Raw genomic sequence first — 23,927 nt, forward strand, 5'->3', positions numbered from 1 at the left:
GTCTCAGCCCCCATATGCATTCAGTGCCCGCACCACTTCCGCCGCGGTCAGCGCGGCAATCACCTCGGGGCGCTTGTCCTTGACGTCCGCGCCCCCGATGGGCAGCGTCATCGCCTCGATCAGTTCCGGATCGGCGCCCATGTCGGCCAGCCAGCTCCGGAACGTCGCCCGCTTGGTCCGCGACCCGATCATCCCCACATAGGCCGCATCCCCGCGTGAGAGCGCCTCGAGCCCGATCAGGAAATCGAGCCCGTGATCATGGGTAAGGATCAGGAAGGCCGAACCCTTGGGCGCCTCGCGCACCAGCGCCTCCTGCATCGGCACATGCCGCGCCTCCACGCCCCGCGGCGCCCGGGCGATCTCCTCGGCGCGGTTGTCGGCCAGAAGCGTGCGGAACGGCAGGCGCGAGAGCGCCTCGGCAAGCGCATTGCCCACATGCCCGGCGCCAAAGACGTAGACATGGGGCCGCCCCATATAGTCCCGCTCGGCGGCCACGCTCAGCGCACGCGCCTTGTCCTCGTCGATGCGCGTCAGCGCAATCGCCACACGCCCCCCGCAGCACTGCCCGATTTCCGGGCCCAGCGGAATGTCGAGCGCCGCCACCTGCTCGCCGTTCTTGAGCATCGCCCGCGCCCTGTCGATCGCGCGAAACTCGAGCTGCCCGCCCCCGATGGTGCCCAGCGTCTCGCCGGCGGTCACCACCATCCAGGTCCCCGCCTCGCGCGGTGTCGACCCCCGCACATCGGTCAACTCCACCGCCACCGCCTCGCGATAGCGATCGAGAAACGCACGGATCTGATCGGGCGTAACCGTCATGACGCCATGGTCCGGCTCGATGCAATGGACAGCCCGTGGAGCGATGGGAAACGCAGAAGGCCATGAGCGTTACGCACGAATGGCAAGCGGGGGTGAGGGGTCTCCAGCCTCGGGATCACGCGCCGGCCCCGGCCTCGGCCCGCAGCCGTTCGATGGTCATCAGCACCCGCTCGGGCGTGGCCGGCGCATCCATACGCGGGGCGATCTTATAGTCCGCCACGCTGGCCGCCGCCATCGAGAGCGCCTCGAGCACCGAGATCGCCAGCATGAAGGGCGGCTCGCCCACCGCCTTGGAGCGTCGGATCGTTGGGGCCGAATTGATCGACCAGTCCGCCAGCCTGACGTTGAAAATCCTGGGCACGTCCGAGGCGAGCGGGATCTTGTAGGTGGAGGGCGCGTGCGTGCGAAGCTGCCCCTTCTTGTCCCACCACAGCTCTTCGGTGGTCAGCCAGCCCATACCCTGGATGAATCCGCCCTCGATCTGCCCGATATCGATCGCAGGGTTCAGCGACTTGCCCACATCGTGCAGCACGTCGGTCCGCTCGACCATGTATTCGCCCGTCAGAGTATCCACGATCACTTCCGAACACGCCGCCCCATAGGCGAAATAATAGAACGGATTGCCCTTGCCCGCCGCCCGGTCCCAGTGGATGTCGGGGGTTTTGTAGAACCCGGCCGCCGAAAGCTGCACCCGCCCCAGATACGCCTGGTCGATGAAATCGGCCCATGCGAAGCGCTGGTTGCCCACGAGCACGCAATTGGGCTCGAAAATCACCGCTTCGGCCGGCACGCCGAACTTTTCGGCGGCAAAGGCCACCAGCCGCTCCTTGATCTGGCCGGCGGCATTGGCCGCGGCCATGCCATTGAGGTCTGACCCCGAGGAGGCCGCGGTCGCCGAGGTGTTGGGCACCTTGCCGGTCGTCGTGGCGGTGATCTTGACCTTGTCGAGATCAATCTGGAATTCCTCGGCCAGCACCTGGGCGACCTTGACGTAAAGTCCCTGCCCCATCTCAGTGCCACCATGGTTGAGATGCACCGAGCCGTCGCGATAGACGTGAACCAGCGCGCCCGCCTGATTGTAGGCCGTGAAGGTGAAGCTGATCCCGAATTTCACCGGCGTCAGCGCAATGCCCTTCTTGAGCACCTTCGAGGTGGCGTTGTAGTCGAGCACCGCCCGGCGCCGCGCCTGGTAGTCGGCGGACTGCTCGAGCTCATCGACCACCTGCGCCACGATGTTGTCGGTCACCGTCTGATGGTAGGGCGTGACGTTGCGGTCGGTCTGGCCGTAGAAATTGGCTTTGCGGATCTCGAGCGGATCCTTGCCCAGCGCATAGGCGATGTCCTCGATCATGCGCTCGCAGCCGACCATGCCCTGCGGCCCGCCGAACCCGCGAAACGCGGTGTTCGAGACGGTGTTGGTGCGCAGCGGCTCCGATTTCAGCCGCACATTGGGATAGAAATAGGCGTTGTCCGCATGAAACAGCGCCCGGTCGGTCACCGGCCCGGAAAGGTCCGACGAGAACCCGCACCGCGCGCCATAAACCGCATCGACCGCTTCGATCCGCCCCGCCGCGTCGAACCCAACCTCGTAGTCGACCACGAAATCGTGCCGCTTGCCGGTCGCGACCATATCGTCGTCCCGGTCGGGGCGGATCTTGACCGCCCGTCCCCACTTCTTTGCCGCGATCGCTGCGACGGCGGCAAAGAGATTGCCCTGGGTCTCCTTGCCCCCGAACCCGCCGCCCATGCGCCGGATGATGACGTTGACCGCGTTCGAGGGCACGCCCAGCGCGTGCCCCACCATATGCTGGACCTCGCTCGGGTGCTGGGTCGAAGCGTGCACCGTGACCTCGTCGTCCTCCCCGGGGATCGCCATGGCGATCTGCCCTTCGAGATAGAAATGGTCCTGCCCCCCGATCGTCATCGAGCCCTTGAGCCGATGGGGCGCACTCTCGAGCCCGGCAGCGACATCGCCGCGCTCGAGCTTCATGCCTTCGGTCACCACTGCGCCACCCGCCCCACGCGCCGCCGCCACATCATTGAGATGGGGCCGCTCGGCATAGGTGATCGCCGCCTTGTGCGCCGCCCGCCGCGCCGCCTCCCGGGTTTCGGCCACCACCGCGAACACCGGCTGGCCCCAGAATTTGACCTCCCCATGCGCAAAGATCGGCTCGTCATGCTTGCCCGTGGGGCTCACGTCATTGTGGCCCGGCACGTCCTTTGCCGTCAGCACACCCACCACGCCCGGCGCACTGCGCACCGCATCGAGATCCAACGCCTCGATCGTCCCGTTCGCGCAGGTCGAAAGCCCGAGATAGGCGTGCAGCGTGCCCGCCGGCTCGATCATGTCGTCGATATATTCGGCCTTGCCCGCAACGTGCTTTGCGCCCGAATCATGAGCCAGCGCCACATGCGCCCCGCCCCGGATCGCCTTACGTTCATCGAGTGCGGTCATACGGACACCTCACCTGAAATCTGGCATCCAAGCCCACCGGGCCCTCTCGCATAAAGGACCAAGAGCCAATCACATCGCTGCCCCTCGGCTTTCCTTCTGCCATCGTGGGAGAAAATGGGCTCTCGCGAAGCGAAAGGTAATGTGCCCAACGCCACCATCACGCCACCTCGTGCCGGACGATCCGCGTCTCGGCCTCGCCGCTCGTTTCGAGAAAAAACCTGCGCAACAGGTTCTTGGCCGCCAGCATGCGGTAGTCGGACGAGGCCCGCCAGTCATCAAGCGGCTTGAAATCTGTCTCGAACGCCGGCAGCGCCGCTTCCACCGTCCCCATCGTCCAGGGCCGGCCGATCAGCGCCGTCTCCACCGCCCGCGCCCGCTTGGGCGTCGCTGCCATCCCGCCATAGGCGATGGTCGCCGCCGCCACGATACCGCCCGAAACGGTGAGCCGGAACGCCCCCAGCGTCGCGGTGATATCCTCGTCGCGCCGCTTGGTCACCTTGTAGGCCGCCACCAGATCGTCGGGGCCCGGCATGGGGACCGAGACCGATTCCACGAACTCGCCGGCGGCCCGGTCCTGCTTGCCGTAATCGATGAAAAAATCCTCGAGCTTGACCGTGCGCTGGTCGTCGCCCTTGCGCAGCACCACCGAGGCCCCGAGCGCGATCAGCGGCGGCGGGGTGTCCCCGATCGGCGAGCCATTGGCAATATTGCCCCCGATGGTGCCCATGGCCCGTACCTGCGCCCCGCCGATCCGCTCGAAGAGCTCGCGAAGCTGGGGCAGCCGGTCGGCGATCACCTCGAGCGCGCGCCCATAACTCACCCCGGCGCCGAGAACCAGCGCATCTTCGCCCTGCTCGATCCCGCCCATGAGATGGCCGATAAAGACCACCGGCGCGATCTCGCGCATGAACTTGGTCACCCAGAGCCCCACATCGGTAGCCCCGGCGACGATCGTAGCCTCTGGCCGCTCGGTCAGAACCGCGGCAAGGTCATCGACGTCCGAGGGCACGATCAGATCGCCCCGGACCGAGGAGACCACCACCCGATTGCCATCACGCAACGCCTCGAGCCGGGCGATCATCTCGGCCCGTTCGGCAATTAAGGCATCTTCGGCGATTTTGCCATAATTGGAGATCGAGCGTGCCGCGCGCACGATGGGCGCATAGCCCGTGCAACGGCACAGATTGCCCTGCAGCGCCATCTCGACCTCGCGCACCGAAGGCTCGGGATTGGTCATCCACATCCCATAGAGCGACATCACAAAGCCCGGCGTACAAAAGCCGCACTGGCTCCCATGGTGCTCGACCATGGCCTGCTGGATCGGATGCAGCGCCCCGTCCGGACCCTTGAGATGCTCGATGGTCACCACGTGCCGCCCGTCCAGCGCGCCGACGAAGACGATGCACGCATTCGCCGTCAGATAGTGCAGATCAGCGCCCTCATGCGCGCCGATCAGGACCGTACAGGCGCCGCAATCGCCCTCCGCACACCCCTCCTTGGTGCCCCGCAGCACCCGGTCGAGCCGTAGGAAATCAAGCAGCGTCCGGTCAGGCGCAACATCGCCGAGCTCGACCAGTACATCATTGAGATAGAAGCGGATGTTGGTGCGGACGCTCACAGCTCAGCTCCCGCGATAGGTGGAATAACCAAAGGGCGAAACCAGCAGCGGCACATGGTAATGCGCCCCCGGGTCAGAGATCGTGAACTGAACGGGCACGACATCGAGAAACCCGCCCTTCGCCCCCTCGATTCCGGCGAAATAATCCCCCACCGAAAAGTGCAAAAGGTATTGCCCTTCAACCATTTGCCCGCCCTCGAGCAGCGGCCCGTCGCACCTGCCATCCCCATTGGTCACCACTTCGGTGACAAGGGCCGGATCCGCCCCGTCAGACCGATAAAGCGCAATTCTCATCCCCGCCGCCGGATGTCCGTGCGCCGTATCGAGAACATGGGTTGTCAGCCGTCCTGCGCCGCTCATGAAGTGCCCTTCGCCAAAGTCCAAACCCATTGACTATCAACCCAAAAATCAGGGGGCGAAAGGGGTCCGGCCAAAATTTTTACCACATGGTCCAGTTTTTTGACGCTATGCTGGCCCTCATTTCGAACGTTCAGGGATACCCCATGCCGACCCGCTACCCCCGCGATTTCCGCGGTCATGGCCGCATTCTACCAGACGCCAACTGGCCGGGGGCAGCCAATGTCGCCGTCCAGTTCGTCCTCAACTACGAGGAGGGCGGGGAGAACAACATCCTGCACGGGGACGCCGCGTCCGAAGCGTTTCTGGCCGATGTGGTGGGCGCCGCGCCCTGGCCCGGCCAGCGGCACTGGAACATCGAATCCATGTATGAATACGGTGCCCGCGCCGGGTTCTGGCGCATCCACCGCCTGTTCACCGAGCGCGGCCTGCCTTTGACGGTCTATGGCGTCGCCACCGCGCTCATGCGCGCCCCCGAGCAGGTCGAGGCCATGCTGGCCGCCGATTGGGAAATCGCCAGCCACGGACTGAAATGGGTCGAGCACAAGGATATGGACCGGCACGAGGAAGCCCGCCAGATCGGCGAAGCCATCCGCACGCACACCATCGCCACCGGCTCGCGGCCGCTCGGCTGGTACACCGGGCGCTGCTCGATCAACACGGTCGATCTTGTCTCCGAAGAGGGCGGCTTTGCCTATGTCTCGGACACCTATGACGACGACCTGCCCTATTGGCGCGTTCATCAGGCCCGGCCCCAACTGGTCATTCCCTATACGCTTTCAGCCAACGACATGCGCTTCGTCACGCCCTCGGGCTTTGCCAATGGCGACGAATTCTTCCAGTTCCTCAAGGACAGCTTCGACTGCCTTTACCGCGAGGGAGAAGCGGGCCAGGCAACGATGATGAGCATCGGCCTGCACTGCCGGCTGATCGGACAGCCCGGCCGCTTTGAGGGATTGAAAAAGTTCATCGACTACATCGCAGGCTTCGAGAAGGTCTGGGTGGCCCGGCGCATCGATATCGCCCGGCACTGGGCCGACCAGCACCCCTACCGTTCCCCGGTTCTCATGCCCTCGCAGATGGACCGGGAAACGTTCCTCTCGACCTTCGGCTCGGTCTACGAGCATTCCCCCTTCATCGCCCAGCGCGCCTATGACGGGGAACTGGCGCCGGCCAACGACAGCGCTCTCGGCATCAACTTCGCCCTGCGCAGCCAGTTCCGCATGGCGAGCGAGGACGAGCGCCTGGGCGTTCTCAAGGCGCATCCCGATCTCGCCGGAAAGCTCGCCGCCGCCAAGCGGCTGACCGCCGAATCGAGCGCCGAGCAGGCCTCTGCCGGGCTCGACGCCCTCACCGACGAGGAACGCGCCAGCTTCACCGACCTCAACACCCGCTATGTCGAGAAATTCGGCTTCCCCTTCATCATCGCGGTGCGCGACAACACCAAGGCCTCGATCATGGAGGCCTTTAAAAAGCGGGTCCACAATGACCGCCCCACCGAATTCGCCACCGCCTGCGCCCAGGTCGAGCGCATTGCACAATTGCGGATCGAGGCGCTGTACGCTGGTTAGGCGGTTTCCTCGATCGATATCAGCATGGAGGCCCAAGCCTTTGCTGTCGGCTCGATATATTCGGCCCACTGCGCGTCCATTTCGTGCGTCATGACGGCCAGACAGCCTTGCCCCTCGGCGATGAGCTCGAGAGTGACAGTAGAGTTGTCTTGTGCTTCCTCTTCGGGCTCGACAAACCACGTAAACACCTGCCGCCGTCCCGGCACCATGTCCATGTAATACCCCCAGGCCGGGTTCGCGTTTCCGTCCTTGTCGAGATCGACGAACCGATACCACCCACCTTCGCGCGCATCGATGTCGATATCGGTGACCTGTGCCGTGCGGCCGGCCCGCGCTATAGTGCGTTGCATCCAGGCACGAACCCTCTCAGGATCGAGCCATGAATCATAGACGGCATCGGGAGTTAGCGTGGCGAAGCGATGCTCAGCTCGGGCCGTGACGTTTGCCATGTCTTCTTCCTATTTGTAAAAGCCTTCGCGCAGATTGATGCCGTGCTCGAGATAGACCTTCATCGCCGCGAGCATGCCGGTCCAGCCCTCGCAATTGCCGTAGGATGATTTCAGCCCGGTCGCTGTCTGCTTCCATCCCTCTTCGGTGATCGAGACGAGCGTTCGCGTGTTGTCGTCGATCGGCGCGAAAGTCATCGTGACCGTGGTGTCGTAATTGCCGGTGTCATCGCCTTCAGGCGCAGCACCCCAGGAGAGGACGATCTTGTCGTCGGGCACCACCTCGACCACATTGACCGGGAACGCACCGGGGAAATCGTGGAAGTCCCAGGAGACCACCGCCCCCGTCTCCAGCCGCCCCTTCGCGCCCCCCGTGGTGAAATAGCCCGAGAGCTTTGCTGGATCGGCCACCGCCTCGAACACCTCGTGCACGGGCTTTGATATCCGACCTGAAACCGTGAATTTGAACTCCATTGCGTCCGTCTCCTCTTGCTATGCACCTATTTATGTTATAATTTCATAACATGTCAAGCGAAGACGAATCAGACAGGATTTTCAAGGCATTGGGAGACCGCAAGCGGCGCGCCATTCTCGACGCCTTGAAGGACGAGCCCCGGACGACGGGCCAGCTGGTGGCGCTGTTTCCCGATATCGACCGATGCACCGTGATGCTCCATATCCGCGTTCTCGAAGGCGCCGGTCTCCTGATCGCCCGGCGCGAGGGGCGCGAGCGCTGGAACCATCTCAACGCCTTGCCGATCAAATCCATCCACGAGCGCTGGATCGGGGATTACGCCCGCAACGCGGTTTCGATGATGTCGAAGCTGGAAAAGGCGCTGGCCCCATAGCGATCACTGCACCATCCTCTTGCCAAGGCTCTTCACTTGCACGCAAACTCGCGCCCATGACAGACCATCCCTACGCCCTGCCCCCCGCCGGCCTGCCGCCCCAGACCCAGCTCCTGACGGACCGGGCGGTCTTCACCGATGCCTATGCGGTGATCCCCAAAGGCACCATGCGCGACATCACCACGAGCCTCCTGCCCTTCTGGGACGAGACCCGGCTCTGGGTCATCGCAAGGCCGTTGTCGGGCTTTGCCGAAACCTTCTCCCATTACATCTTGGACGTCGCCCCGGGCGGCGGAAGCGACACGCCCGAAACCGACCCCGACGCGCAGGGCGTGCTGTTCGTCGTCGACGGGGAAATCGACCTGACGATCGGGGACGAGGCCCACACCCTCGGGCCCGGCGGCTATGCCTATCTGCCCGCCGGCTGCACCTGGACGCTGCGCAACGGATCATCAGCGCATGCTCATTTCCACTGGGTCCGCAAAGCCTATGACGCGGTGGCCGGCCTCGATCGGCCCGAGCCCTTTGTCGCCCGCGACCAGGACATCGCCCCCATCGGCATGCCCGGCACGGAGGGGCGCTGGGCCACAACCCGCTTCGTGAATCCCGCCGATCTGCGCCACGACATGCACGTCAACATCGTCACGCTCGAGCCCGGCGCGGTCATCCCCTTCCCCGAAACCCATGTCATGGAACACGGGCTTTATGTCCTTGAAGGCAAGGCGGTCTACCGGCTCAATGCCGACTGGGTGGAGGTGGAGGCCGGCGATTTCATGTGGCTGCGCGCTTTTTGCCCACAGGCCTGCTATGCAGGCGGTCCGGGCAAATTCCGCTATTTGCTCTATAAGGATGTGAATCGCCACATGAAGCTGGGCCGCCCGTGACCACCATCGAGATCGAGCCCCTGGACCGCGAGGCCTTCGCGCCGTTCGGTCAGGTGCTCTCCACCAAAGGCGCCGAGCATTTCACGATCAATGCCGGCATGACGGAACGCTTCCACGATCTCGCCCGTGTCGAAATCGGGGGGGAAAACGGGCGCCCCCTCATCTCGATCTTCCGCGGTCGGCCTTACGCGTTGCCGCTCGAGCTTGGATTGATGGAGCGCCACCCGCTCGGATCGCAGGCCTTCATGCCGCTACACCAAAGGCCGTTTCTCGCGATCGTAGCGCCCGATGACGCCGGGCGCCCAGCCCGTCCCCGCGCCTTCCGCATCCCCCCGGGTACGGGCATCAACATCGCCCGCAATGTCTGGCACGGCGTTCTCACCCCGCTCGAAGCCGAAGGCGATTTCCTCGTCGTCGACCGTGGCGGTAATGGCACCAACCTCGAAGAGTTTGTCTTCGAGACGCCTTACCGCATTATAGACACCGCGCCTTAGGACGCGCGCCGTCTCAGATGCCCGCATACCATTCATAGCCGCGGTCTTCCCAGTATCCGCCCTTGCCGCCATGCAGATCGGCGAAGCTCTCGACCAGTTCGATGCGCTGGATATATTTGGCCATCTTGTAGCCGAGCTGGCGTTCCACCCGCACCCGGAGCGGCGCGCCATTGGCCACCGGCAGCGCCGCATCGTTCATTCCGTAGGCGAGGATCGTCTGGGGATGATAGGCATCGACCATATCGATGCTCTCGTAGTAGGGAACCCCGCCCGAAAGCCCGCCGCTATAGATGTCAAAGCAGTGGAACACCACGTAGTTCGCATTCGAGCGCGGCTGCGCCTCATCAAGGATCAGCCCCAGAGGCACCCCGGTCCACTTGGCGATGCAACTCCAGCCCTCCACGCAATCGTGCCGGGTGATCTGGGTGCGCGAGGGCATGTTGCGCAGGGCATCGAGCGAATAGCGCCCGGGATTGTCCACCAGCCCGCCGACCTCGAGGCTGTACTGGCTGAAATCGGTCTCGCGGAGCGCGAGGTAGTCTGGATTGTTGGGATCGGTCGAGCCATTGGGCCGCATGCCCTGCCGGATCTCGCTCTCGGAAAATTCCTTGGCCAGCGCTTCGCTGCCCAACAGCGTCCGTTGGACGGCCATGGTCATCTCGTTGGCGCCGATCAGGAAATCGCGCACCGGATGGCCGGGACGGGCAAAGCTGTCGAACGCATCGCACCCGGCGAGGGTCGTGCCCACCAGCCCTGCGCCCCCAAGGGTCAGGAACCGCCGCCGATTGAAAATCACCTTGCTCATCGTGGGTCCTTTCGCTTGGCGTCGATCCTGTACCAGCCGGTAATCATCGAGCGCATGGTGTTTATCGGGCCGGCCAGAACGACCATCAGGATGTGGATGACAAAGAACCCCACCAGCAACACCATCGCCCCGAAATGGATCGTGCGCGCGGTCTGCCGCCCGCCGAAGATCTCGATCAGCCAGGGCCATGCGGAATTGATCCCCGGCGACATCGAGAGCCCGGTCAGAATGATGAGCGGGAAGAGCACGAGCAGCACGATGCCATAGGTCAGCTTCTGGAGGATCGAATAGCGCCGCCCGTGATGGAATCGCAGCCTGGCGTGGTCGGCAACGTCGCGCGGCAGGCTGCGCAACTCTCGTCCCGTGGGAACGATGTCGCGCGAGAAATGGCCATTCAAAAGGCTGGAGACGAACCAGACCAGGAGCGTTCCGACCAGCACCCAGCCGAAAAAGAAATGCACCACACGACCGGTCGCGAGGTCCTGATAGGAGGGAATGGTCGCCCATGCGGGGAAGCCCCTGACCTGCGGGCGGTCTTCCGGACCGCTTACGCCCAGCACGCCCGTGGTGTCGATCCTCTGGCCGAACACCGTCGTGATCCCGGCGGCCGACCCGTCCTCGCGACGCTCGGCATGGATGGAAAAGGCCGTGTTGTTGAACTCAAAGCCCGATTGCTGGCCGATATAGAGACGCGGATGGGCGTTGAAGATCTGCAGGCCCGAGAGAAGCAGGAAGAACAGGCACACCACCCACACCCAATGGGTGAGCCGGGTCAGCACGGCCTGACGATAAACGAGCGGCCCTTTTTCCCTGCGGCTGGACGGGGCGGCAACCCCGGTGTCCGTATCGGCTTCTGATTGAGACAAAGTACCCTCCGACCGGCAGTCTTGATCGTTCCGTCATGACTACGGAACCTAGCAGAATTAGGTTTCGCCCCGGCAGCGATTTCACCGCCCCTTCGGTCAAAGTCGCGTGTTCCTGTTCCTCGGAATTGACCGTCCGGTCAAATTTTCTCTTTTCAGAGCCGCAAGACTGCGGTTAACTCGGGCGCTTGGCGCCGGCTTCGCCTGTGTAATCGGAGCGTCGCAATTGCGTGAAATAGAAGGCTCCGCACGCCTTCCAATCAAGGGATCACGGTCATGAAACATCTGCTTCTGGGCGCCTCCGCGCTCGCCTTGGCAGCGGGGCTCGCAGCTCCTGCCAATGCGCAGTCCGAGGGTGAGTTCACCCTCAACATCCTGCACCTGAACGACTTCCACTCCCGCTTTGGCCCGATCACCGGCAGCAATTCCAATTGCGACGCGGAAACCGACGCCGCTGGCGAGTGCTTCGGCGGCATCGCCCGGGTCAAGACCGCGGTCGACGACAGGCGCGCTGCCCTCGAGGGTGAGAACGTCGTCCTTGTCGACGCTGGCGACTGGTTCCAGGGCTCGCTTTTTTACACCCAGTATCGCAGCGAAATCGTTGCCGAATTCTCGTCCGACCTCGGCATTGACGTGATGGCCGTGGGCAATCACGAGTTCGACGATGGCCCCGAGGAGCTCGCCGCTCTGCTCGATGCCATCGACTACCCGCTGATCTCGGGCAACATCAATGTCGAGAACGAGCCGCTGCTGGCCGGCCGCATCCCGGGCACCCATGTCATGGAGATCGGCGGCGAAGAGATCGGGTTCGTTTCCGCACTCGCCGAGGACACCGACGAGACGTCCTCCCCGGGCGAGAACGTGGTGTTCGAGGACGCCATCACCAGCCTGCAGACCCAGGTCGAGGCCCTGCAGTCGGCGGGCATCGACAAGATCATCGCGGTGACCCATGTCGGCTTTAACCGCGATCTCGAGATTGCGGCCAATGTGGCAGGGATCGACCTGATCGTGGGCGGTCACTCCCACACGCTTCTGTCCAACACCGACGAAGACGCCGCCGGCGGCTATCCGACCATGGTCGATGGGCCCGACGGCAATGAAGTGCCCGTTGTTACCGCATATTCCTACGGCAAGTACCTGGGCGAAATCGCCGTCACCTGGGATGCCGAGGGCAATGTGGTCTCCGCAGAAGGCGAGCCGATGCTGCTCGATGCCTCCGTCGAGCCCAATGAGGACTATGTCGAGGATCTGGCCGAACTCGAAGAGCCGATCCAGGCTCTGATGGCCGAGGTCATCGGCGAAACCCCCGAACTCATCGAGGGCGCACGCGAGGTCTGCCGCTTCGGGGAATGCTCGATGGGCAACCTGGTTGCCGACGCCATGCTCGACCGCGTGGCCGATCAGGGCGCCGACATGGCCATCCAGAACGGTGGCGGCCTGCGCGCGTCCATTGAGGCGGGCGAAATCACCATGGGCGATGCCCTCACCGTGCTGCCCTTCTCGAACACGCTGGCAACCGTCGACATCACGGGCGCCGATGTCATCGATGCCCTGGAAAACGGGGTCAGTGAAGTCGAGAACGAAGGCGGCCGCTTCGCGCAGGTCTCGGGCCTCCAGTATACATGGGATCGCTCGCAGCCGGTCGGCGAGCGCATCGTCGAGGTCATGGTCCGCGAGGGCGAGGAATGGGTGCCTATCGACGAAGAGGCCACCTATACCGTCGTGACCAACGACTACATGCGCCGTGGCGGTGACGGCTACGGCACCTTCGCCGAAGGCGACAACCCCTACGATTTCGGCCCGCCGCTCGAGCAGGTTCTGGCCGATTACATCGCGGATCTGGGCGGCGTCTACACGCCCTACACCGACGGTCGCATCACCGAAGTCGGCGCCGAATAACCAGAGCGTTTCCAGGACAAGTGGAAACACTTTTCCGGTTCGGAAACGCGACAAATCAAAGACTTGGAGCTCCTGTTCTGATCCAATCAGAACAGGAGCTCTAGGACATATGTCCAGAGCAAAACAGAAAAGGGGCGCATCCTGCCGGGTGCGCCCCTTTCCGTTTCCGTCTCTTCGGCCCTGGGCCGTCAGACGACGCTGACCTCGCGCCGCGAGCTGTCCGATTCCATGCCCAGATCGAGCACCTTTTGCAGGTTTGCCGCGTGCCGGAAGGTCGGCTTCTGGGCAACGCCCGTGTTCACCGCTTCGACGAACCGATGATAATTGGTCGGGATGGGCTCCACCGGCACGTCGCGCCAGATCGCCTGGTCGACATCCTCGCCCGCGCACATCCTCAGCGATGAGCCGTCAAAGCCGTGCTGGACTTCCAGCCCGCCCGTCGACCCATAGGCCCGCAGCCGCAGCGTGTTGTGATAGCCCGACGCCCAGCGGGTCGCGTGCACCACCCCCAGCGCTCCGTTCTCGAACTCGAGCGACATGGTGAAACTGTCATTGGCATCGAGCACGTAATCCCCGATCCGGCCGTCCGGGTGCTTGTCGAACGCCTTGAGCCGGCAGAAGGCCTTTTGGACCGCCGAGCCGATCCCGTACCAGGCAAAGTCGAGAATATGGATGCCGATATCGCCCAGGGTGCCGTTCGAGCCGTGTCGGGTGGAGAGGCGCCAGAGCCAGGTGGGGTCGGTCTTCCAGTCGCCCCAGGCCTTGGAAACCAGCCAGCTCTGGAGATAGCTTGCCTCCACGTGCTTGATCTCGCCGATCTGGCCAGCATCGACCATGTCGCGAAATTTCTGCAACTCCGGGACGTTGCGGTAGGTCAGGTTGACCATGCCGATCAGCCCCGCCTCTTCCGCCGCCCGCGCCATTTCATCGGCGTGCTCGTAATGGGTCGCCAGCGGCTTCTCGCAAAAGACATGCTTGCCCGCCGCGATCGCCTGCATGGTCGTGGGATGGTGGAAGCGATCGGGCGTCACATTGGCGATCGCATCGAACTCATCCCAGGCGATCGCCTCGTCGAGCGAGGTGAACGTCCGGGCGATCCGATACTCATCGGCAAAGGCGAGAACGCGCGCATAGTCGAGGTCGACGGCAGCGACCAGTTCCACGCCGTCGACCGCGGAAAAATGGGCCGCATGGCTGGCAGCCATCTTCCCGGTGCCGAGAATGACGAGCCGCATCGGCTCCTCCTCTGGTAGGTCAAGGTTGGGGGCCCGGGATACCAGGCGCAGGTAAGCCTAGAGCATGTCCTGTGCTGATTGGCTCAGAACAGGAGCTCCAAGTCTTTGATGTGTCGCGTTTCCGAACCGGAAAAGTGTTTCCACTTTTTCTGGAAACGCTCTAGCGGAAGCCCTCCTCGCCATCGGCATGGAGCTTGGGCCCGCGCTCCTCGATCGGCTCGAGCGTGGCGCCCACCGGCACATTTGGTGCGTCGTGGATGGCGGTATAGGCCGCATCGGAATTGTGCGCCCAGTGAACCGCGTTGCGCAGCACCTTGCCCACCATCGGTTCGAAATAGGTCGGGTAGGTTTCATGGCCAGGGCGGAAATAGAAGATGTTGCCCGCGCCCCGGCGATAGGTCAGGCCCGAGCGGAACACCTCGCCGCCCTGGAACCAGGAAATGAACACGGTCTCGAGCGGCTCGGGCACCGAGAACGGCTCACCATACATCTCTTCGTATTCGATCTCGAAATGCTCGGGCAGGCCCCTGGCGATGGGATGGCGCGGATTGACCACCCAGATGCGCTCGCGCTCGCCCGCCTCGCGCCATTTCAGCCCGCATGGAGTGCCCATCAGCTTCTTGAAGATCTTGGAAAAATGTCCCGAATGCAGGACGATCAGGCCCATGCCTTCATAAACGCGCCTGGCGACCTTCTCCACGATATCGTCGCGCACCGCGGCGTGGTCGGCATGGCCCCACCACAGCAGCACATCGGTCTGCGCCAGAACCTCGTCGGTGAGCCCGTGATCGGGATCCTGCAGCACTGCTGTCGCGGTGGAAATCTCGCCGTCCTCACCGAGCAGCTTGGCGATCTGGCCGTGCATGCCTTCGGGATAGAGTTCCCCGACAACCTTGTTCTTTTGCTCGTGAATGTTCTCGCCCCAGACGAGCGCCCGTATGGTCATGACCATGGTCCTCTCGGGTTTGGCCGGCCCCGCCGGCCCACTTCCAAAACGTTTCGGCTAAGTGTTCTGTACTGGTGGCAATTGCGTATCCGGGTCATGATGTGCTTTCAAGCCCCGGGCGCAAATCTTTGCCGCACCGTATTTCCGTTCGCTATCAATGCGAAAAGAGGCGGGAAAGCTCCCGCCTCTCGTCATTTCACACCGGCAAGGGCCGGCATCCCTATTCGAGCGCGTCGGTCACGACCGTGGAATAAGCCCCTTCGGGCGCAGCGGTAATCGCCGGGTTATCGGGCGAAACCGCCGAGAGAAGGGTGGCCACCGTCTGCTCATAGGCATCGATGTCCAGAGCCGGGCTGTCGCCCACCAGAGCCGCGGCCTCGTTGACCTGGTAGACCTGGCTTTCAAGCGTCAGCGCGCCCGACATGTCGTTGTTGAGAACGATCTCCGCCGCTTCTTCGGGATTTTCGGCCGCATAGGCCCAGCCGCGCATGGAGGCATCCACGAACCGGGCCATCGCATCGACGAACTCGGGATCCTCGAGGCGATCTTCCATCACATAGAGCCCGTCTTCGAGCATGCCCACGCCTTCATCGGCGAAATTGAAGAGCGTCAGGCTGTCTTCGGGAATGCCGGCATCGAGCACCTGCTTGTACTCGTTGTACCGCATCACCGAGATGCAATCGGCCTGCCCCTGGAGCAGCGGATCGGCCGAGAAGGCCTGCCGGAGAACCTCGACGCCCTCGTCCCCGCCATCGGTGGACAGGCCCAGTTGTGCCATCCAGGCGTAGAACGGGTATTCATTGCCGAAGAACCAGACACCCAGCGTTTTGCCCGGAAAATCATCGGTTGTCGTGACCCCGCTCTCTTCGGAACACACGAACTCAAGTGCGGTTTCGGCGAAAGGCTGGGCGATGTTGACCAGCGGCACCCCGCGCTCGCGTGCGGCTAGTGCAGCGGCCATCCAGGTGGTGATGACGTCGGCCCCGCCGCCGGCGATCACCTGTTCGGGTGCAAGATCCGGTCCGCCGGGATTGATTGTGACATCAAGGCCCGCTTCCTCGTAATAGCCGAGGTCCTGCGCCACCAGATAGCCGGCGAACTGGCCCTGGTTGACCCATTTGAGCTGGAACGTGAGCGGGTAGGCATCCTGTGCGAATGCCGGCGCCGCGGCGGCGAACATGGTTCCCGCCAGAGCCGCCGTAAGAAGTATCTTCATTGCCGTTTCCCCTTGTTGCTGTGGTTTGTATGCCGGATCCCGGGGCGATGGCGTCCCGGGTGTCTAGCCCGACCGGCCTGACCGGACGGACGGATGCCAGAATGTGACGGCCCGCTCGATGAGAGCGATCAGTCCGTAAAAGAGTGAGCCGGCCAGCGCGGCAACCGCGATGGAGGCCCAGACCATATCGACATTGAGCCGTCCGATGGCCGCGGATATCCGGAACCCCATACCCACAACAGGAGTGCCGAAGAACTCTGCCACGATGGCCCCGATCAGGGCGAGCGTGGAATTGATCTTGAGCGCATTGAAGATGAAGGGCCATGCCATGGGCAAGCGCAATTTTGCGAGCGTCTGCCAGTAGCTGGCTGCATAGGTCCGCATCAGGTCCTTTTCCATCGGCCCGGTGGCGTTGAGCCCCGCCACCGTGTTCACCAGCATGGGGAAAAAGGTCATGACCACCACGACCGCCGCCTTGGACTGCCAGTCGAACCCGAACCACATCACCATGATCGGCGCGATCCCCACCAGCGGCAGCGCCGAGACGAAATTGCCCACGGGCAGCAATCCGCGCTTGAGAAAGGGCGACCGGTCCACCGCGATGGCCACCAGAAAGGCCGAGGTACACCCGATGGTGTAGCCGATCAGCACCGACTTAAGGAAGGTCTGCTGGAAATCGGGCCAGAGCGGATTGGGAATCGAGAGCACGATCCGCTGCCAGACCACGCTGGGCGGCGGCAGGAGCACGGCCGGCACGTTCAGCCCGCGCACCAGACCCTCCCAGAGCACGAGGAGCGTCACCCCGAACAGCAGCGGCACGATCAGATTGATGGCCATGGCACCGGCGCGGGCGCGCGGCCTGATGCGCACCAGCGCCTCGTTCAGCCCCCAGGCACCGAGCCAGAAGATGACAGCGAAGATGATCCAGCCCGTATTCATGCCGGTGCCCCCATGGCTTTCGACGTCAGCGTCTGAATGGCATTGATCGCGACGATGAGACCAGCCGAGAGCGTCGCCGCCATCAACAGCGCCGCCCAGATCTGGGTGGTCTGGCCGTAATAGGATCCAGCCAGCAGCCGCGAGCCCAGCCCGCCGGCCGCTCCCGTCGGCAACTCCCCGACGATGGCCCCCACGAGCGAGGCGGCGACACCCACCTTCATGGACGCGAACAGGAACGGCAGCGACGCCGGCCAGCGCAGCTTCCAGAACACCTGGGACGTGCTGGCATGATAGGTCCTCAGCAGATCCAGGTGCAGTGCCTCCGGGCTGCGAAAGCCCTTCACCATGCCCACGACCACGGGAAAGAACGACAGATAGGTCGAAATCAGCGCCTTGGGAATCAGCCCGGTGAGCCCCACCGAATTGAGCACCACGACGATCATGGGCGCGATGGCGAGGATGGGAATGGTCTGGCTTGCGATCACCCAGGGCATGAGCGAGCGATCCATGGCCCGGTTGTGCACGATGGAAACCGCCAGCAAGATGCCCAGAAGCGTGCCGAACAGAAAACCCAGTCCCGTGGCCGAGAGGGTGATCCAGGCATGGAAGATCAGGCTGCGCGGCGTTGTCGGATTGGCCTGGAAGACCGAGGTGTAGAACTCGACCGCAACCTGGTGGGGCGCCGGCAACACCGGGCGTTGCTGGGAATAAAGGTCCGCCAGCCATTGGAAAAGCGGCACGTCGGTCAGGTCGGCGCGGGCATAAACGCTCTGCTGCCAGGGCAGGTTGAGCACGATGGCGAACCCGTACCAGATGACGATGATGGCGAGGACGACCGTGCCGATCGCGAACGTGCGGCTCTCGAGGATGGACTTCATGGCGCCCCCTCCGTCCCGACCCGCGCCCGCACCGCCGCGATCACCGCCTCGGCATCGGATTTCGATATTCCATGGCCGAAGCGTGCCAGCCGCCCGTCGCCCGCGATCTCGAGGGCCGGCTGGGCAATGGTGCGATTGTTGACGTGAACCCTGCGCGACGGGTCGTTCTCGATATAGGTGAGGAGGCGCGCCTGCCGCGCCGTAAATGTCTCGCGCGGCCCCCAAAAGAGTATGGACCGCTTCCGGACAAGACCATCGGGCCGCGCAATGAGCGTATCGCGACCGAGCAGAGTCCAGAGCAGTCTCAGGACCAACGCCACGAACCCGATCGCCCACCCTACGAGGAAAACGGCAAAGAATGGTGCTGCGGCGCCGGTGGCAACGAGGATGAAGGCGAGCATTCCGCCCAGGCTCCAGAACCCCAGCATGAACACCTGACCGAGCGCCCGCAGGATGCCGCGCTGGACCGGCAGGTGGACGATCGTCTCGTCGGGCGTCTCATCGATCCGGATGCCGCGCCGGCTGCGCCCAGCCTCCATAACGAGACTACTCGTCATAGGAATGCCCAGCCCGCAGCCCCTCGCGGACGCGCGCGGCGATCTCGAGGAATTCCGGAGTTTCGCGGATATCGAGGGGCCGCTCGCGCGGCAGGGTGGATTCGATCACATCGGTCACCCGCCCGGGGCGCGGGCTCATCACCACGATCTTGGTCGAGAGATACACCGCCTCGGGGATCGAATGGGTGACAAAGCAGATCGTCTTGCCGGTCTTGTCCCACAACTCCAGAAGCTGCTCGTTGAGGTGATCGCGCACGATCTCGTCGAGCGCCCCGAACGGCTCGTCCATGAGCAGCAGATCGGCATCGAAGGCCAGCGCCCGGGCAATGGACGCGCGCTGCTGCATGCCGCCCGAGAGCTGCCAGGGATATTTTTTCTCAAAGCCCTTGAGGTTGACCAACTCCAGCGTGCGGGCGATCCGCGCCTTCTGGTCGGATTTGGCATAGCCCATGATCTCGAGGGGCAGCGCCACATTGCGCTCGATGGTGCGCCAGGGATAGAGCGCCGGCGCCTGGAAGACATAGCCATAGGCGCGGTCCTTGCGCGCCATGGCGGGGCTCGTGCCATTGACCGTGATCGTGCCGGCGGTAGGCTGCTCGAGATCGGCGATGGCCCGCAGGAACGTGGTCTTGCCGCACCCCGAGGGGCCGATAAAGGAGACGAATTCGCCTTTTCGGATCGAAAGGTCCACATCGGCGAGCGCGTGGACGGGACCGTCCGCCGTCTCGAATGTCAGCCCCAGCCCCTTGGCCTCGACTACGCTTGGTATTTCTGACAAGCCCGCACGCCCCCTGTTCGGTATCGCCCTGATCCCTTATCTGCCGACTAAACCCCCGTCGCCGGAATGCCGGTGCGCTGGACCTTACGCGGGGCGGTCAGTTCCTTCCATTGCGACAATGCGCGATTCACAGGCATGTTGGGCTCGCGCGCAACGAATTTGCCGTGTCCGGGCTCGTGCTTCATCGTGGATTCCTCCACCGACACCTTGCCCCGGCTGAGAACGAAGCGCGGCAGGCCGGTGACCTCGATCCCTTCAAAGACATTGTAGTCGATGGCAGACTGCTGGGCCGAGGCGCTGATGGTCTTTTTGCGTTTCGGGTCCCAAACCACGATATCGGCGTCCGCACCTTCAAGGATCGCGCCCTTTTTCGGATAGAGATTGAGGATCTTGGCGATATTGGTGGAGGTGACCGCCACGAATTCGTTCATGGTCAGCCGCCCGGTGTTGACGCCCCGGGTCCAGAGCACCGGCATCCGGTCCTCCAGCCCGCCCGTCCCGTTGGGGATCTTGGCGAAATTGCCCGCCCCGAACCGCTTCTGTTCGGTCGTGAACGCGCAATGGTCGGTCGCCACCACCTGGAGTGAACCCGCCTGCAGCCCGGCCCACAGCGAATCCTGATGGGCCTTGTTGCGGAAAGGTGGGCTCATCACGCGCCGTGCGGCATGATCCCAGTCGGCATTGAAGTATTCGCTTTCATCGAGCACCAGATGCTGGATCAGCGGCTCGCCGAACACCCGCATGCCCTTCTGGCGCGCCCTGCGGATCGCCTCGTGGGCCTGCTCGCAGCTCGTGTGCACCACATAGAGCGGCACGCCAGCCATGTCCGCGATCATGATCGCCCGGTTGGTGGCTTCGCCCTCGACCTCGGGCGGACGCGAATAGGCGTGGCCCTCGGGCCCGTCATTGCCCTCGGCCAGAAGCCGCTGGGTCAGCTCGGCCACCACATCGCCGTTCTCGGCGTGCACGAGCGGCAGCGCCCCGAGCGCCGCACAGCGTTGGAAGCTGGCATACATCTCGTCGTCCTGCACCATCAGCGCGCCCTTATAGGCCATGAAGTGCTTGAAGCTGGTGATCCCGCGTTTGACCACCTCTTCCATCTCGTCGAACACCTGCTCGCTCCACCAGGTGATCGCCATGTGGTAGGAGAAATCGCAGCTCGCCTTGCCCACCTTGTTGTCCCACATCGAGATCGCCTCGAGCAGCGACTGGCCCGGGCTGGGCAGGCAGAAATCCACCACCATCGTGGTGCCGCCCGAAAGCGCGGCACGGGTGCCGGATTCGAAATCATCGGTGGAATAGGTGCCCATGAAGGGCATTTCGAGATGGGTATGGGGATCGATCCCGCCCGGCATCACATAGCACCCTGTCGCGTCGAGCACGGTATCGCCCGAAAGCCCCTGCCCGATCTCGACAATGGTGCCGCCCTCGATCCTGACGTCAGCGGCGTAGCTCAGATCCGCGGTAACAATGGTGCCGCCCTTGATGACCGTGCTCATGATGAATTCCCCTCGATTGAGTTGTTTCCGCCTGCCCTGCCGGGCGCTTTGTCACTCCACGATCTCCGCCGTCTCCAGCACCGCATGGAGCAGCACATCGGCGCCAGCGGCGGCCCATTCCTTCGTGATGTCCTCGGCCTCGTGGTGGGAGAGCCCGTCCACGCACGGGCACATCACCATCGCCGTGGGCGCGACCTTGTTGATCCAGCACGCATCGTGCCCCGCGCCCGAAACGATGTCCCGGTGCGAATAGCCCAGCCGCTCGGCGGCGTTGCGCACCGCAGCGACGCACCCCTTGTCGAACTCGGGCGGATCGAACTGGCCCGAACTCTTGTGCGCGAAGGTCAGCCCAAGCGCCTCGCAGACCTGCGGCGCCCGCTCGAGCAACTCGGCCTCCATCTTCTGGAGCGAATCGAGGATGGGCGAGCGGAAATCGATGGTGAACACCACCTTGCCGGGGATGACGTTGCGCGAATTGGGATAGACGTCGATATGCCCGATCGCCCCGACGGCGGTGGGCTGATACTTCATGGCGATCTCGTGGACCAGCTCGGTCACCTGCGCCAGCCCGCGGCCCGCATTCTTGCGCATGGGCATGGGGGTGGAGCCGGTGTGGCTTTCCTTGCCGGTGATCGTGCACTCGATCCAGCGCAGCCCCTGCCCATGGGTCACCACCCCGATATCCTTGCCCTCGGCCTCCAGAATCGGACCCTGCTCAATGTGGAGTTCAAAGAACGCCTTCATCTTGCGCTGCCCGACCTGCTCATCGCCCTTCCAGCCGATGCGTTCGAGCTCATCCCCGAATTTGAGCCCCTTGGCGTCCGTCCGCTCATAGGCCCAGTCCAGATCGTGCTCGCCGATAAAGACGCCCGAGGCGAGCATGGCCGGCGCAAACCGGGTTCCCTCTTCATTGGTCCAGTTGGTCACGACGATGGGGTGCCGGGTCCTGATCCCCAGATCATTGAGCGTGCGCACCAGTTCCAGCCCGCCCAGAACGCCGAGCACGCCATCATATTTGCCGCCGGTGGGCTGGGTATCGAGATGGCTGCCCACATAGACCGGCAGCGCGTCAGGATCGGTGCCCTCGCGCCGGGCGAACATGGTGCCCATCTGGTCCACGCCCATGGTCATCCCGGCGTCCTCGCACCATTTCTGGAACAGGCGCCGGCCCTCACCATCCGCATCGGTCACGGTCTGCCGGTTGTTGCCGCCGGCAACGCCCGGGCCGATCTTTGCCATGTCCATCAGGGAGTCCCAGAGCCGATCCCCGTTGGTCCTGAGATTGTCACCGAGTTTGGCCATGGCTGGAGCTCCCTTCGTGTCGTCCTCTAGAGGGTTGGAAACGTGAACTGCGCGCCGGACTTGATCCCTGCTGGCCACCGCGTGGTCACCGTCTTGAGCCGGGTGTAGAAATGCACGCCTTCCGGACCGTAGATCGAATGGTCCCCGAACAGCGAACGCTTCCATCCCCCGAAGCTGTGATAGGCCACCGGCACCGGAATCGGCACGTTGACCCCGACCATACCCACTTCGATCCGATCGGCAAAATCGCGGGCCGCGTCCCCGTCGCGGGTGAAAATGGCGGTGCCGTTGCCGTATTCGTGGTCGTTGATCATCTTGACCGCATCCAAATATTCGCCGGCCCGCACGACCGAGAGCACGGGCCCGAAAATCTCCTCGCGATAGATGGTCATCTCCGGGGTCACCCGGTCGAACAGCGTGCCCCCCACATAATAGCCGTTCTCATAGCCCTGGAGCGAAAAGCCGCGGCCATCGACCACAAGCTCGGCCCCCTCCTCGACCCCCTTGTCGATGTACCCGAGCACCTTGTCGCGGTGCTGGGCGGTAACGAGCGGGCCCATCTCGGCGTCCTTGTCGGTCGCCGGGCCGATCTTGAGCTTCTCGATCCGCGGCTTGAGCCGCTCGATGAGCGCATCGGCGGTCTTCTCGCCCACCGGAACGGCGACCGAGATCGCCATGCACCGCTCCCCAGCCGACCCGTACCCGGCCCCCATAAGCGCATCAGCGGCCTGGTCCAGGTCGGCATCGGGGAGGATCACCATGTGGTTCTTGGCCCCGCCCAGCGCCTGCACGCGCTTGCCGGCCCTGGTCCCGCGTTGATAGACATATTCGGCGATCGGGGTCGAACCCACAAAGCTCACCGCCTTGATATCGGGGTGGTCGAGAACGTGGTCGACCGCCTCCTTGTCCCCATGGACGACGTTGAGCACCCCTTCGGGCAGCCCCGCTTCCATCAAGAGGTCATAGGCCATCATGGGCGCGGAGGGATCGCGCTCGGAGGGCTTGAGGATGAACGTATTCCCGCAGGCGATCGCCATGGGATACATCCACATGGGCACCATGGCGGGGAAATTGAACGGGGTTATCCCGGCCACCACTCCCAGCGGCTGGCGATCCGAATAGGCATCGATCGCCGGGCCGACATTGCGGGTGAAGCTGCCCTTGAGCAGTTCGGGAATCCCGCAGGCATACTCCACGCATTCGATCCCGCGCTGGACCTCGCCGAAGGCGTCGTCATGGGTCTTGCCGTGCTCGCGCGAAATCTCGCGGGCGAGATCGGCCGCGTGCCTGTCGAGCAATTCCTTGAACCGGAACATCACCCGGGCGCGCTTGAGGGGCGGGGTCGCCGCCCAGTCGGGCTGGGCCGCCTTGGCCGCGGCCACCGCCTCGTCGATCTCGGCGGGGGTCGAGAGCGGCAAGGCCGCGCTCTGCTCGCCCGTGGCCGGGTTGAAAACCTGCGCGTGCCGCGTTGAAGAGGAGACGTGGCGCTTGCCTGCGATGGCGTTTTCGATTGTCTGCATG

Annotated in this window: 23 protein-coding genes; 5 read left to right on the forward strand and 18 right to left on the reverse strand. The window is 63.8% G+C overall.

The window, feature by feature from the left end; all coding sequences use genetic code 11:
* Positions 1 to 3: 3 nt before the first annotated feature.
* The 4 genes from xdhC to uraH all read right to left on the reverse strand — a co-directional run bounded on the left by xdhC (position 4) and on the right by uraH (position 5,249).
* Complete coding sequence (gene xdhC / locus EO136_RS15600; protein ID WP_127145318.1) at positions 4 to 816, reverse strand: xanthine dehydrogenase accessory protein XdhC; 813 nt, start codon at positions 814 to 816, stop codon at positions 4 to 6.
* Between the two features lie 115 nt (positions 817 to 931).
* Positions 932 to 3,271, reverse strand: coding sequence for a xanthine dehydrogenase molybdopterin binding subunit (xdhB, locus tag EO136_RS15605; RefSeq protein WP_127145319.1), 2,340 nt, complete (start codon positions 3,269 to 3,271; stop codon positions 932 to 934).
* A gap of 157 nt (positions 3,272 to 3,428) precedes the next feature.
* Entirely contained in the window at positions 3,429 to 4,889 is a 1,461-nt protein-coding gene (gene xdhA, locus EO136_RS15610) for a xanthine dehydrogenase small subunit (protein WP_127145320.1), read from the reverse strand.
* A gap of 3 nt (positions 4,890 to 4,892) precedes the next feature.
* Positions 4,893 to 5,249, reverse strand: coding sequence for a hydroxyisourate hydrolase (gene uraH / locus EO136_RS15615; protein ID WP_127145321.1), 357 nt, complete (start codon positions 5,247 to 5,249; stop codon positions 4,893 to 4,895).
* 143 nt (positions 5,250 to 5,392) lie between these two features.
* Here uraH and puuE point away from each other — a divergent pair, with 143 nt between their 5' ends.
* Positions 5,393 to 6,817, forward strand: coding sequence for an allantoinase PuuE (puuE, locus tag EO136_RS15620; protein ID WP_127145322.1), 1,425 nt, complete (start codon positions 5,393 to 5,395; stop codon positions 6,815 to 6,817).
* On the opposite strand, the gene EO136_RS15625 is transcribed toward puuE, so the two are convergent.
* Together EO136_RS15625 and EO136_RS15630 are read right to left on the reverse strand one after the other, a co-directional pair.
* Positions 6,814 to 7,266: an SRPBCC family protein gene (locus EO136_RS15625; protein ID WP_127145323.1), complete on the reverse strand. Its 453-nt coding sequence runs from the start codon at positions 7,264 to 7,266 to the stop codon at positions 6,814 to 6,816. The two genes, puuE and EO136_RS15625, sit on opposite strands and share 4 nt — an antisense overlap.
* Before the next feature lie 9 nt (positions 7,267 to 7,275).
* Positions 7,276 to 7,737 (reverse strand): SRPBCC family protein, encoded by a 462-nt coding sequence (locus EO136_RS15630; protein ID WP_127145324.1) that lies wholly within the window; start codon positions 7,735 to 7,737, stop codon positions 7,276 to 7,278.
* Positions 7,738 to 7,787: 50 nt separating this feature from the next.
* On the opposite strand from EO136_RS15630, the gene EO136_RS15635 reads away from it, so the two are divergent.
* The 3 genes from EO136_RS15635 to EO136_RS15645 are packed head-to-tail and all read left to right on the forward strand — an operon-like array spanning position 7,788 to position 9,489.
* A complete protein-coding gene (locus EO136_RS15635) occupies positions 7,788 to 8,111 on the forward strand; it encodes an ArsR/SmtB family transcription factor (RefSeq protein ID WP_127145325.1) in 324 nt (107 codons plus the stop codon).
* A gap of 56 nt (positions 8,112 to 8,167) precedes the next feature.
* Positions 8,168 to 8,995 (forward strand): bifunctional allantoicase/(S)-ureidoglycine aminohydrolase, encoded by an 828-nt coding sequence (locus EO136_RS15640; RefSeq protein WP_127145326.1) that lies wholly within the window; start codon positions 8,168 to 8,170, stop codon positions 8,993 to 8,995.
* Positions 8,992 to 9,489, forward strand: coding sequence for an ureidoglycolate lyase (locus tag EO136_RS15645; protein ID WP_127145327.1), 498 nt, complete (start codon positions 8,992 to 8,994; stop codon positions 9,487 to 9,489). Before EO136_RS15640 ends, EO136_RS15645 begins: the two co-directional genes overlap by 4 nt.
* Before the next feature lie 13 nt (positions 9,490 to 9,502).
* On the opposite strand, the gene EO136_RS15650 is transcribed toward EO136_RS15645, so the two are convergent.
* Together EO136_RS15650 and EO136_RS15655 are read right to left on the reverse strand one after the other, a co-directional pair.
* Positions 9,503 to 10,294 carry a molybdopterin-binding protein gene (locus EO136_RS15650; protein ID WP_127145328.1) on the reverse strand — a complete coding sequence of 264 codons (792 nt, stop codon included), beginning with the start codon at positions 10,292 to 10,294 and terminating at the stop codon, positions 9,503 to 9,505.
* On the reverse strand, positions 10,291 to 11,073 hold the full coding sequence (locus EO136_RS15655) for a cytochrome b/b6 domain-containing protein (RefSeq protein WP_246018422.1): 783 nt from the start codon (positions 11,071 to 11,073) through the stop codon (positions 10,291 to 10,293). Before EO136_RS15655 ends, EO136_RS15650 begins: the two co-directional genes overlap by 4 nt.
* 360 nt (positions 11,074 to 11,433) lie before the next feature.
* Between EO136_RS15655 and EO136_RS15660 the strand changes: the two genes are divergently transcribed.
* On the forward strand, positions 11,434 to 13,056 hold the full coding sequence (locus EO136_RS15660) for a bifunctional metallophosphatase/5'-nucleotidase (RefSeq protein ID WP_127145330.1): 1,623 nt from the start codon (positions 11,434 to 11,436) through the stop codon (positions 13,054 to 13,056).
* A gap of 188 nt (positions 13,057 to 13,244) precedes the next feature.
* Here EO136_RS15660 and EO136_RS15665 read toward each other — a convergent pair whose 3' ends face one another.
* The 10 genes from EO136_RS15665 to EO136_RS15710 all read right to left on the reverse strand — a co-directional run bounded on the left by EO136_RS15665 (position 13,245) and on the right by EO136_RS15710 (position 23,926).
* Positions 13,245 to 14,291, reverse strand: coding sequence for a Gfo/Idh/MocA family protein (locus EO136_RS15665; RefSeq protein ID WP_127145331.1), 1,047 nt, complete (start codon positions 14,289 to 14,291; stop codon positions 13,245 to 13,247).
* A gap of 160 nt (positions 14,292 to 14,451) precedes the next feature.
* On the reverse strand, positions 14,452 to 15,237 hold the full coding sequence (locus EO136_RS15670) for a ThuA domain-containing protein (RefSeq protein WP_127145332.1): 786 nt from the start codon (positions 15,235 to 15,237) through the stop codon (positions 14,452 to 14,454).
* A gap of 220 nt (positions 15,238 to 15,457) precedes the next feature.
* Positions 15,458 to 16,453 carry an ABC transporter substrate-binding protein gene (locus EO136_RS15675; protein WP_127145333.1) on the reverse strand — a complete coding sequence of 332 codons (996 nt, stop codon included), beginning with the start codon at positions 16,451 to 16,453 and terminating at the stop codon, positions 15,458 to 15,460.
* A 63-nt stretch (positions 16,454 to 16,516) separates the two neighbouring features.
* Entirely contained in the window at positions 16,517 to 17,392 is an 876-nt protein-coding gene (locus tag EO136_RS15680; RefSeq protein WP_127145334.1) for an ABC transporter permease, read from the reverse strand.
* Positions 17,389 to 18,270, reverse strand: coding sequence for an ABC transporter permease (locus tag EO136_RS15685; RefSeq protein WP_127145335.1), 882 nt, complete (start codon positions 18,268 to 18,270; stop codon positions 17,389 to 17,391). Before EO136_RS15685 ends, EO136_RS15680 begins: the two co-directional genes overlap by 4 nt.
* Positions 18,267 to 18,827, reverse strand: coding sequence for a hypothetical protein (locus tag EO136_RS15690; RefSeq protein ID WP_127145336.1), 561 nt, complete (start codon positions 18,825 to 18,827; stop codon positions 18,267 to 18,269). The genes EO136_RS15685 and EO136_RS15690 overlap by 4 nt, the downstream gene beginning before the upstream one ends.
* A complete protein-coding gene (locus EO136_RS15695; protein ID WP_127145337.1) occupies positions 18,817 to 19,605 on the reverse strand; it encodes an ABC transporter ATP-binding protein in 789 nt (262 codons plus the stop codon). The genes EO136_RS15690 and EO136_RS15695 overlap by 11 nt, the downstream gene beginning before the upstream one ends.
* 47 nt (positions 19,606 to 19,652) lie before the next feature.
* Entirely contained in the window at positions 19,653 to 21,104 is a 1,452-nt protein-coding gene (gene hydA, locus EO136_RS15700; protein WP_127145338.1) for a dihydropyrimidinase, read from the reverse strand.
* 51 nt (positions 21,105 to 21,155) lie between these two features.
* Positions 21,156 to 22,406 (reverse strand): Zn-dependent hydrolase, encoded by a 1,251-nt coding sequence (locus EO136_RS15705; protein WP_127145339.1) that lies wholly within the window; start codon positions 22,404 to 22,406, stop codon positions 21,156 to 21,158.
* Positions 22,407 to 22,432: 26 nt separating this feature from the next.
* Positions 22,433 to 23,926: a CoA-acylating methylmalonate-semialdehyde dehydrogenase gene (locus tag EO136_RS15710; protein ID WP_127145340.1), complete on the reverse strand. Its 1,494-nt coding sequence runs from the start codon at positions 23,924 to 23,926 to the stop codon at positions 22,433 to 22,435.
* Between the last annotated feature and the right edge of the window lies 1 nt (position 23,927).

Source organism: Pelagibacterium montanilacus, assembly GCF_003992665.1.
Taxonomy (GTDB): Bacteria; Pseudomonadota; Alphaproteobacteria; order Rhizobiales; family Devosiaceae; genus Pelagibacterium; species Pelagibacterium montanilacus.

What these genes read in the sequence shown, in the direction of transcription:
- xdhC (WP_127145318.1), bottom strand. Translation starts at nt 816, where the DNA reads ATGACGGTTACGCCCGATCAGATCCGTGCGTTTCTCGATCGCTATCGC.
- xdhB (WP_127145319.1), bottom strand. Translation starts at nt 3,271, where the DNA reads ATGACCGCACTCGATGAACGTAAGGCGATCCGGGGCGGGGCGCATGTG.
- uraH (WP_127145321.1), bottom strand. Translation starts at nt 5,249, where the DNA reads ATGAGCGGCGCAGGACGGCTGACAACCCATGTTCTCGATACGGCGCAC.
- puuE (WP_127145322.1), top strand. Translation starts at nt 5,393, where the DNA reads ATGCCGACCCGCTACCCCCGCGATTTCCGCGGTCATGGCCGCATTCTA.
- EO136_RS15625 (WP_127145323.1), bottom strand. Translation starts at nt 7,266, where the DNA reads ATGGCAAACGTCACGGCCCGAGCTGAGCATCGCTTCGCCACGCTAACT.
- EO136_RS15630 (WP_127145324.1), bottom strand. Translation starts at nt 7,737, where the DNA reads ATGGAGTTCAAATTCACGGTTTCAGGTCGGATATCAAAGCCCGTGCAC.
- EO136_RS15635 (WP_127145325.1), top strand. Translation starts at nt 7,788, where the DNA reads ATGTCAAGCGAAGACGAATCAGACAGGATTTTCAAGGCATTGGGAGAC.
- EO136_RS15640 (WP_127145326.1), top strand. Translation starts at nt 8,168, where the DNA reads ATGACAGACCATCCCTACGCCCTGCCCCCCGCCGGCCTGCCGCCCCAG.
- EO136_RS15650 (WP_127145328.1), bottom strand. Translation starts at nt 10,294, where the DNA reads ATGAGCAAGGTGATTTTCAATCGGCGGCGGTTCCTGACCCTTGGGGGC.
- EO136_RS15660 (WP_127145330.1), top strand. Translation starts at nt 11,434, where the DNA reads ATGAAACATCTGCTTCTGGGCGCCTCCGCGCTCGCCTTGGCAGCGGGG.
- EO136_RS15665 (WP_127145331.1), bottom strand. Translation starts at nt 14,291, where the DNA reads ATGCGGCTCGTCATTCTCGGCACCGGGAAGATGGCTGCCAGCCATGCG.
- EO136_RS15670 (WP_127145332.1), bottom strand. Translation starts at nt 15,237, where the DNA reads ATGACCATACGGGCGCTCGTCTGGGGCGAGAACATTCACGAGCAAAAG.
- EO136_RS15675 (WP_127145333.1), bottom strand. Translation starts at nt 16,453, where the DNA reads ATGAAGATACTTCTTACGGCGGCTCTGGCGGGAACCATGTTCGCCGCC.
- EO136_RS15680 (WP_127145334.1), bottom strand. Translation starts at nt 17,392, where the DNA reads ATGAATACGGGCTGGATCATCTTCGCTGTCATCTTCTGGCTCGGTGCC.
- EO136_RS15685 (WP_127145335.1), bottom strand. Translation starts at nt 18,270, where the DNA reads ATGAAGTCCATCCTCGAGAGCCGCACGTTCGCGATCGGCACGGTCGTC.
- EO136_RS15690 (WP_127145336.1), bottom strand. Translation starts at nt 18,827, where the DNA reads ATGACGAGTAGTCTCGTTATGGAGGCTGGGCGCAGCCGGCGCGGCATC.
- hydA (WP_127145338.1), bottom strand. Translation starts at nt 21,104, where the DNA reads ATGAGCACGGTCATCAAGGGCGGCACCATTGTTACCGCGGATCTGAGC.
- EO136_RS15705 (WP_127145339.1), bottom strand. Translation starts at nt 22,406, where the DNA reads ATGGCCAAACTCGGTGACAATCTCAGGACCAACGGGGATCGGCTCTGG.
- EO136_RS15710 (WP_127145340.1), bottom strand. Translation starts at nt 23,926, where the DNA reads ATGCAGACAATCGAAAACGCCATCGCAGGCAAGCGCCACGTCTCCTCT.